Annotated in this window: 1 protein-coding gene; it reads left to right on the plus strand. The window is 35.3% G+C overall.

Going from position 1 to position 232, the window contains the following annotated elements:
• The coding region (locus tag HMPREF3247_RS07455) for a hypothetical protein (protein WP_142349151.1) at positions 1-232 on the plus strand (232 nt) is incomplete at both ends.

A 232-nucleotide genomic window follows, 5' to 3' on the forward strand; every position in this document is an offset into this window, starting at 1 on the left:
TTGAAGATACGAAAGAATATACAACTGAAAGTAATCTTATCGAACTAGTGGATGAATTACCTGAAGAACATGGTCAAGCTCAAGGTCCAATCGAAGAAATTACTGAAAATAACCAGCATATTTCTCATTCTGGTTTAGGTACTGAAAACGGTCATGGTAACTATGGCATCGTTGAAGAAATTGAAGAAAACAGTCATGTTGATATTAAGAGTGAATTAGGTTACGAAGGTGG

The sequence above is a fragment of the Staphylococcus sp. HMSC36A10 genome (genome assembly GCF_001838845.1).
GTDB classification, from domain to species: Bacteria; Bacillota; Bacilli; order Staphylococcales; family Staphylococcaceae; genus Staphylococcus; species Staphylococcus aureus.